Source organism: Burkholderia puraquae, assembly GCF_002099195.1.
Taxonomy (GTDB): Bacteria; Pseudomonadota; Gammaproteobacteria; order Burkholderiales; family Burkholderiaceae; genus Burkholderia; species Burkholderia puraquae.
Window position 1 is genome coordinate 1 of the sequence record NZ_NBYX01000047.1, and the last position, 8,870, is coordinate 8,870.

At 56.7% G+C, this 8,870-nt stretch carries 4 protein-coding genes, 1 rRNA gene and 1 pseudogene; 2 read left to right on the top strand and 4 right to left on the bottom strand.

All coding sequences use genetic code 11. The features are described from left to right. Positions 1 to 103: 103 nt before the first annotated feature. Positions 104 to 216, top strand: a 5S ribosomal RNA gene (rrf, locus tag B7G54_RS37465). A gap of 105 nt (positions 217 to 321) precedes the next feature. Here rrf and B7G54_RS37470 read toward each other — a convergent pair. The 3 genes from B7G54_RS37470 to tssI all read right to left on the bottom strand — a co-directional run bounded on the left by B7G54_RS37470 (position 322) and on the right by tssI (position 7,336). Next, on the bottom strand, positions 322 to 585 hold the full coding sequence (locus tag B7G54_RS37470) for a PAAR domain-containing protein (RefSeq protein WP_085043661.1): 264 nt from the start codon (positions 583 to 585) through the stop codon (positions 322 to 324). A gap of 332 nt (positions 586 to 917) precedes the next feature. Next, entirely contained in the window at positions 918 to 1,382 is a 465-nt protein-coding gene (locus B7G54_RS37475; protein ID WP_085043662.1) for a DUF6714 family protein, read from the bottom strand. Beyond that, positions 1,379 to 7,336, bottom strand: a complete 5,958-nt coding sequence (gene tssI / locus B7G54_RS37480) for a type VI secretion system tip protein TssI/VgrG (protein ID WP_085043663.1) — start codon at positions 7,334 to 7,336, stop codon at positions 1,379 to 1,381. The genes B7G54_RS37475 and tssI overlap by 4 nt, the downstream gene beginning before the upstream one ends. Positions 7,337 to 7,758: 422 nt before the next feature. Between tssI and B7G54_RS37485 the strand changes: the two are divergent. Next, positions 7,759 to 8,258, top strand: a pseudogene (locus B7G54_RS37485) (transposase); the annotation flags it as partial. 87 nt (positions 8,259 to 8,345) lie between these two features. On the opposite strand, the gene B7G54_RS37490 reads toward B7G54_RS37485, so the two are convergent. Next, positions 8,346 to 8,870, bottom strand: a 525-nt coding sequence (locus tag B7G54_RS37490) for an IS3 family transposase (RefSeq protein WP_133059268.1), incomplete at its 5' end; no start/stop codon positions are given.

Consider the following 8,870-nt stretch of genomic DNA (forward strand, 5'->3'; position numbering starts at 1 on the left):
TCCAAAGCGACAAGTTGGATTCTCGTGTGTGATACACACAACTCAAGATTACTGCTTCTTCCCAGATTGGTCGCGTTGCGAAGCAACGTGACAACCCTCTTTGCCTGATGACCATAGCGAGTCGGTCCCACCCCTTCCCATCCCGAACAGGACCGTGAAACGACTCTACGCCGATGATAGTGCGGATTCCCGTGTGAAAGTAGGTAATCGTCAGGCTCCCTTAGCCAAGAACCCCCGCCCGAAAGGCGGGGGTTTTTGCATTTCAGCGATGGAAATGCATGTGGCGCGGGCAAGGCCCGATTCATTAGGAGCCAGAGAGCATCACTCGCTTGCCAAGAATTCTTGTTGGCTGGCGATCAGCGACGCGCCACATGCAGTCTTCATCCCGTCCAGCGCAACGGCGCGGCCTTCAATCGTGTACTGACTGGAGCCCTGAACGATCGGGTAGGCACCTTGGCACTTCGGACACAGGACCATATGGCCGACACCGGATGCTGGTCGGCCGTTCAAGTTCGAATGGCCAAAGCCGTCGAGCACTGTACCGCCGTGATCCGTTGTGTCGCCTTTTCGGATAATGGGTTTCATCGGAGAGTCTTGAGGAGTCGGATTATTTCGGCATTCTTGTTAAGCTCAGCAACCTCGAGCGGTGCACCACCGGCATCGATCAGAACTTTCATATCGTCAATCGCACCTGTTCGAGCTGCGAGGTGCAGAACGGTATCATCGACAGCACCACGCTGATTCTGATCGCTCAACTCGAGCCCCAAGAATTCGGGGTGAGTTACGTATCGTCCGAACACTGCTTTTAGACGCTCCGCGGATGCCATCTCTGTTTGTTCAACAAGAAACTTTGATCCTCGTCGTGCTGGATAGGGCGGGTCTTCGGGTCGATTTCGACTTGGATCGAAAAGCGCTGATCAAAATATTTCACGCAGCAGACTGGCAGCATCTGCCGCCAAGTCGGGATCTTGGTGCCTCCACTCGATTCGGCTCATCTCGTCGAGAAAATCAATGATGCTGTCTCGTTGATTTTTTGTGTATGTCTTCGAAATTTCATCGAGCCAGTCACTCGCTCCACCAGTTGCCATTCGGTGCAGCTTGTAGACAAGAGAGTCGGGGATGTTGTCCGCCTCATCGTACTCGAGGGTCGCAATCTTCATGAACAACGGAAGAAAAAACGCAAATGCCTTCGGCTTCATAAAGGTGAGGCACGCGGATTCATCGCATTCGTAGTCTTCCCTTAATTCCTTGAGCGTTACTTCGAAGCGCTTTTTTCCTCGAAAGAAATCATCGACAGCACATGACTCGATCCCGGATCTGTCGGTGATCGACTCTCCCTTTGGGAAGGAATCGTTCGGAAACGTTGAGAAATCCAAACTCATTTCAGTAACCCCTCGCACTTCGCAACATTCGCCCATGCTTCGAGTGCTTCGTTACGGTGGTTGGCGTCTCCACCCGCGAAGCACTTTTTGTTGATCAGATCTCTTGCCATCGCGCATTCCCGGTTGTTTTCGCGCATCTGCAGAACGGTCGGCTGGTCCATGTTGGCCTTGCACGCTCTGGGGCGTTTGCATGCACGGTTGACCTCGTCCTGGAGCCTGCGATGTTCGCCCGGGGAGCAATTGCCCGGCGGCTGTATTGTGTCTGCGATCGGACTCACTTTGTTCCCGGCTTTGTCCGACGATGCGGAAGATGCCATCCAGACAGCCACGCCAATCCCCGCCAATGTGCCGACTGCAGCACCAATTATCGTACCGATTCCGGGAAAGAGTGCCGTCCCTGCAGCGGCACCCATTTCAGCGCCAGCAGGGATCGACAGCAGGCCCATCGGATCGATTGCCATGGAGGGATGGCTGTCGGCATAGATGTATTTATTGGGACCTGCGAGCAAACCGAGAGGATCCTGATTGATGTATCTCCCGGCCTCCGGATCGTAATAGCGGTGACGGTTGTAGTACAACCCGGACTCTGCATCGTGATACTGACCCGGAAACCGAATCGGATTGTCGATTTTCGCGACAATCTGTTGGCCATTCCGCCCGTAACCGTCGAAGTCTGCTGCCCAGACCACTTCGCGTTCGTCGTCGACGAGCTCTTGTGGCGCTCCGAGATGATCGCTCAGATAGTGATAGCGCTTGCCATTCGCCAGCTGTGCAAGCGGGCCTTGGTGATCAGGGTGTGGAACATAGGTCACGAGCACGTCATCTCGTGTGCTCATGCTGGCATGCACTTCCTGCAACATCCAATCGTTGTCCCAAACGAACAACGTCATGCGCGATGCCTGCCCGGCCGACGTGCGGATTTTGGCGATCCGGCGCCCCAGCGCGTCGTAACGATATTCCGTACGGCCGCCATCGGCGTGCTCGACACCAATCAGCTGATGAGCAGCATCATAACGATAGCGCGTGACATGCGGCGGCAGCGTTGTCTCGCTCGGCTCGGAAGCATTGTGTCGCGGTAGGAGTCGTTCAAGAATACCAGGCGCCGGTTTGACGGAAGGTTTGTCTGATATGAGCTGTGCCGCACGTGCTGTCCGGTTCCCGTGACCGTCGTAAGTAAAGTCGACCAGCGTTTGCGCAGAAGCCGCGGACGTGACAAATTGGTGCAGCCGGTCCCCGGTCGCACTTTGTGCGCTTTCCACAAAGGGAGCACTCGGGGAGCTGCTGGCCATCAGTCTAGCGATCAAATTTCCTGTTGAGTCGTAGCGAAACGACTCGCTTGTCACGTTGGGAATGGCTTCCCCTCGCTCGCGTGCGACACCGAGCAGTCGCGAAAGAGGATCGTAGCTATAGTGCTTGGCACCTCGCCATGCATCGTGCAAATCGGTTAATTGCCCGGCTACGTCATAGTCCCACGCTCGCCAAGGCCGAGCTCCCGCTCGAGGTTGACTTTGCGAATCGAGATCCTGAAGCTGTTGCGACGCAAGTTGTCCGGAGTCGGTATATGTGAACAGCTGAGCGATTGCACCCTGCACATTTGTGACCGTGCGGTGTAGGGAATCGCGCTCGAAGCTCGCAAGCGGAGCACCGTCAATCAGCATACCGTGAACGTGGCCGCTTCCGTACCGCTGCCATGTCAGGTTGCCAACTCCAGGCAGATGCGTCTCGCTGCGATTACCGACTGCATCAAGTCGATGTTGAAGGCGCCAAACACGACCGTGATGTGCTTGGACTTCGGCGGTACGTCGCCCGGCTGCATCGTACTCGTAGGTGATTTGCGATACGTCGCCAGTCTCCTGGTGATGGTAGGCCTGTTTGAGCAGGCCTCGCTCGTCATAACTGAAAGTACTCTGCGTGTTGTCGCTCAGTTGGCGGCCGATCATTTGGCCGAGATTGTCGTATATCAGCGTCGCGCGCAGTTGTCCGTCGTTTCCGTAATCGATCTGCTCGATCAGTTCGCCGGCGGCGTTGAATCGAAATTGCTGGCGCCGACCATCGAATCCGGTCTGCTCAATGATGCGTCCCAGTTGGTCGTACGCAAAAGTGCCACGTTCGCCTTTGGGGTTCGTTAGTGCGGTGAGCTTGCCACGCCGATCGTACTCGAATCGATACGAGCCACCCACCACGTCGGTTATGCTGAGTGGCCGATCGAAGGCATCCCATCCAACACTCGTAATGCGGCCGAGCGGATCGGTATATGCGGTTGGCCGGCCAGCCTTATCGTAGGCGGTGCGCCAGCACCCGAGTCCGGCAGGTTCGATTGCCGTCGTGTTGCCGGCAGCGTTGCCGAGAACCTTGGTCGTTTGCCCTAGCGCATTCGTCGTGCTTGTTTGGCGCCCGAAATCATCGTATGCGTATTGGGTCTTGAACCCTGAGCAATCGGTACGCGCAAGGAGTTGACCCGCATCGTTCCAGAGCATGTGTGTCACATTGCCGAGCTCGTCGGTGTGAGCAACTGGCAGCCCTTTTTCGTAGGCAGTCGAGGTTGCATTTCCTAGCGGATCGATTGCCTTGACCAGATGCCCATTGGCATCGTATTCCCGCTGCCAAATCTGGCCGGCCGGGTCAGTAATGCGAGTAGGTAAGTTGTGTTCGCTGTATTCGATGCGAGTCAGGTGGCCAGCTGCATCCCGAATCACGATCGGATTTCCGCGCGGATCACTGATGATCTGGCTCCTGCGGCCCAACGGGTCAATTCGACCTGATACGTTGCCGGCTTCGTCGAATTCAAGGAGTTCAGTGCTGCCGTCAGGATGAGTGATCTGATCGACTGCCCACAGTCCGTTGTATCGGTAGGTTGTCGTTTGGCCTGCCGCATCGGTGACGCGAGTGACTTGCGCAGCAGGCAAATAGTCGAATCGTGTGTCGCGCGTAATGTCGTGTTTGCCGCCGTCTCCAAGGGAATAAGCATACGTTCGGACACAGCGTGCGTATGGCGAATCACTGTCCCATTCCGAGACAAACACAGCGCCAGCAGGCGTTTCATAGCTTGTGAGGAGATGGTTCGCGTAGCTGTACCGCCAAGTCTGACCTCCGCGGTCCACCGCTTTACTCAGATTACCCTCGTCGTCGTACTGATAAGTTGCCAACTTTCTTTTGGAATCGCCATGCTCGTCTAGCAGATGCACTTCGACAATTCGGCCATGATCGTCATGCTTACACGCGACCACATGGACGTTATTGCGAACTTCCTGCAAGCTACCAGTTGATGTGTACGCAAAAGTTAGCGCCTGTCCATCACGCGTTTCGGAACGCTGGAGCAGGTGTCGATTCGGATCTACGGGGTGTGGCCCATAAGTTTCGACAAGCCCATTCGAGAAGCGCACTTCGTACGCCGGCTGGTTTGCACGATCCTCGAGTCGCGCAAGGGTGTATTTTTCGAGCGGATGAAAGTGTTCTTGCCCAGCCTCGAGAAAGGGGAAGTGCAGTTGTCGACCGTCAAAATCGACATAGATCACCTTCAGGGTGCCGTCCGGTGACGTATGTGTATGAACTTCCGTTGCGTATTGCAACTTCCATGCGACGCCAAAGCTACCATTTCGCTGATCGGCGCTGCGGTATCTCCGATTCCATTGAATCGGCACTCGCCCCGGCAAAGTAAAGTCGTCGTGCGTGAGAAGCTTTTGCCCCGTCGCAACATCGACAGGGTGCGCTGACTGAGTCTTCTTTGCGCATTCCGCGCAGTCTGCTTCGGTGACGGGTGCGAGTCCTCGCGCACTTCCGCCGCTTTGCGTGACCGGGCCATCGAGATAGATTCCCTTGCCCTTTAAGTGAATGCCTGCTGCGTCTATCGTGATCGTGCCGCCTGGACCGATCAGTTGAGCCGTTGAAGCACCGGACAGGCTTGCCTGACCTTGATCGGTGATCCGAATCTGATTGCTGTCCGAGCTCTGAACAGGATCCGGAATTTGCGGACTGAAGTCCGGCGAGATATCGAGGGGTGTTTCCCGATCACGTTTAACCGCATCTCCAACCGCCTTGCCACGCACCGTTACGGCGTACGTATGCCCTACGTGCGAGGTCCAGTCTTGCACGACTCGGTCGACACGGCTTAGCCCGACGGTGGTCGCCATCTCCAGCACGACATTCCGCAGATAGAGGCCGCCAACGTTGACGTTATAAGCGAGTCCGACGTTGAGCATCTTGCCGAGCCCGACGCTTTGCACGGACGCGAGGCCGACAGTTTCAAACTTGACGCCACCAGTGGAAAGCGTCCAGTTCCGGCCGATCTTCGCGCTCTCGTCGTTGCCGATCGACTTGTCGCGATCGTTGCCGACCGAGTGCGATTCGTCGTTTTCGACTTCAATGCGCTGATCCTTCTCGGCATGCAGCCAGACTTCCTCTTGTCCCTTCCGATCCTCGAAGCGCAGTGCATTCGCCGTGTCGGAACTTCCCCCCCTGGTTGATCGCGTCAGAATCCCGCTTTGGGTTGCGTTGGCCGGGAGTTGCCACGGCGGCATGTTCTGCGCGTTATAGACGGATGAGATGATCAGCGGGCGATCGGGATTTCCGTCGCCGAACACGATGACCACTTCGTCGCCGATTCTGGGCAACTGGATCATCCCGAAGCCGCCGCTTGCCCAAGGTTGAGAGACGCGAACCCAGCACGAGCTCGCCTGATTTCTCTTGCCCAGTCGGTCCCAATGGAACTGGACCTTCACGCGGCCGAGTTCATCCGTGTAGATTTCCTGTCCTTGGGGGCCGACGACGATCGCGGTCTGGATCCCATGAATGACAGGATGCGCAATCATCCGAAGCGGCCGATACGGAATCTTCTTGCGGATACACTTGAATTCGTTCGAATAGGTCGCGACGCCCGGCAGTGCCTGGTAGTTGTTCGTCCCGTGATGTCGGATCGACGTCAGCAGGAACTGACGATCTTCAGGCTGCGAACGTTCGTGATCGTAGTGATCCTCGATCTGGATGTAGCGATCAAGCGTGAGGCGCCGACAGTAGCTTATGCCGACGAAAATCTTGCTATGTGCCGCAAGCGCTTCGGTACGGAAGCGTGCGAGTTGTTCGCCGCGCTCACTATCCGGGAAACCGTGTGCACCAAGATAGTCATACACTTCGTAGTTCTCGACGTCACCCTGATTGATGCCGGTGTCGTCCTGGGCCTGCCGTCTCGCTCCGGGCGCCTTGTAGTCCACCGTCTTGAGCGTCGTACTTCCGGAGGTAAGTTGGCGGCGGGCTGCAAACGACGTGATGACCTGCTCGTCGTCGAGAATCTCGTCGGTTGAGTAGCGCAGTGCGGCGCTACGACCGGGGATCGGCTGCGCGTCGACAGACGTATCGCTAATGATCAGCTTGTGCGCGTCTTTCGCATGCTCGAAGTAGAAGAACAGTCCTTCCTCCTGCATCAGCCGCAGCGCAAACGTTAGATCCGTTTCCTTGTACTGCGTGCAATAGCTGCGATTCGCTGTCGGCTTGTGCAAGCGGAACTCGACGTCGCCGAACTTTCGATATCGATGGAGTACAGCGTCCAGGATTTCCTCGACCGTCTGCTCCTGGAAGACGCGAATGTCCTGGCGACGGTCCATGAAGGCGATCCAGGGGCGAGCAATGGCCTCGTATGTCGCGAGACCTCCGTCGGTGCCCGTATGCTCGAAATCCGTCACATAGCCGTGGAAAAAGCGTTCCTCCGAGCTGGCTGTCGCATCGGTCAGCTGCAGAGTGACTGTGACAGGCTTGCCGATCAACTTCTTGAGCTCGATATTGGGATCCTGCGATGCGAGCTTGAGTTTGATCTCGAACAGCTGGCCGAGCACTTCGTCACAGTCGAACTCAGTCAGTACGAGCTCCGAGCGGCCGGAGAGCGGTGTCGCAATGGTGAACAATCGATTGGTTTGAAGCGCGAAAAACTGCTTCGCGATCTCGGAGAGGGAGAACGAAGACATCAGCGGCCCTGGAATCTGGTTAATCTTTTGCGCAGATCGTACCGCAAGGTTCTCGGCGGGGGGAAGTATTGCCGGATCAGTGTTTTAAATCAGATCACCATCGAGATTCATAATGCCAATTCCCGCGTTCCTGCGATTCATTGGGCGCTGCTGAGTGTCGATTGGCGACGATCAGTGAAAGATGGCTCAAATCGCTTGATGCTGTATAGCTTCGCCGTCTTGCGTTCGCGGGTGATCGATTCTCGTAACATTGTTGGCAACTGTTGCGGCTGAAGATCCGGTTGTGTTTGTGTGCTTTGGGCAGGTGGTAGTGATTGGCACGCTTGCACAATCTTGAAGACTGACCCTAGCCCACAAAACTGTCCCATTTGGAAGTGGAAAATGCCGGCATGACGTTGTCATCGAGACCAGGAGTTCATGCCGTGAAGAAGAGTAAGTTCACCGAGGAACAGATCGCCTACGCGTTGAAGCAGGCCGAGATGGGCACGCCGGTCGCGGAGGTGTGCCGCAAGATCGGAATTAGCGACGCGACGTTTTACAACTGGCGGACGAAGTACGGCGGGCTGTCGCCTTCGGAGCTGCGCCGGCTGAAGCAGCTTGAGGAAGAGAATGCGAAGCTCAAGCGGCTCGTGGCCGATCTGTCTCTGGACAAGGCCATGCTGCAGGACGTGCTGTCAAAAAAGCTCTGAAGCCTTCCCGGCGCCGTGATCTGGTCACGGACTTGATGCAGCGTTTCGGCGCAAGCCAGCGGCAGACCTGCGCGTTGTTGCAACTGTCCCGCACGGTCTACCGTTACGAGTCGGTCGCGCGGGATCAAAGCGCGCTGGAGATGCGCATCAAGGAGATCACGGAAGTGCGGGTGCATTACGGTGCACCTCGCGTGTACGTGATGCTTCGCCGGGAAGGCTGGCGAGATAACCACATGCTGTAATTGCGTCTCCGGCTAACGACGGAGGCTGCCATGGAAACGTATGTGGGTCTCTGACCTGAGGCGGAATTTTGTGACCAATCAGGCAGTGAGTCTCGCGTCGATATTATCGGAATCCAGCGAGGCTCGACGGACCGTGGCAGGAGGTTGATAGCGATGAGCGCTATGGGGCCGACGCTCGTTGTAAAACTGTCGCCAGCGTTCGATGAGTACCTTGGCCTCGGCCCGGCTGCGGAACCATTCGCGATTCAGCAATTCGTCGCGCAGCTTGCCGTTGAAGCTCTCGACGAATCCGTTTTGCCACGGGCTGCCGGGCGCGATGAAGGCCGGGCCGATTGCAGCATCTCTCAGCCAGCGCATGACCTTGGCGGCGGTAAATTCAGCGCCGTTGTCCGACCGCACAAACGCCGGCTTGCCGTACAGGCGCATCAGTCGCGACAGCGTTAGGATCACATCCTGCGAACGCAGGCTGGCGCCGATCTCGATCGCCAGGCACTCGCGGGTGTATTCATCGATCACGCAAAGCATCTTCAACGCTCGCCCATCCACCAACTGGTCGTGCACAAAGTCGTAGCTCCAGACCGAATTGGGCTGGGTGGCGCCAGG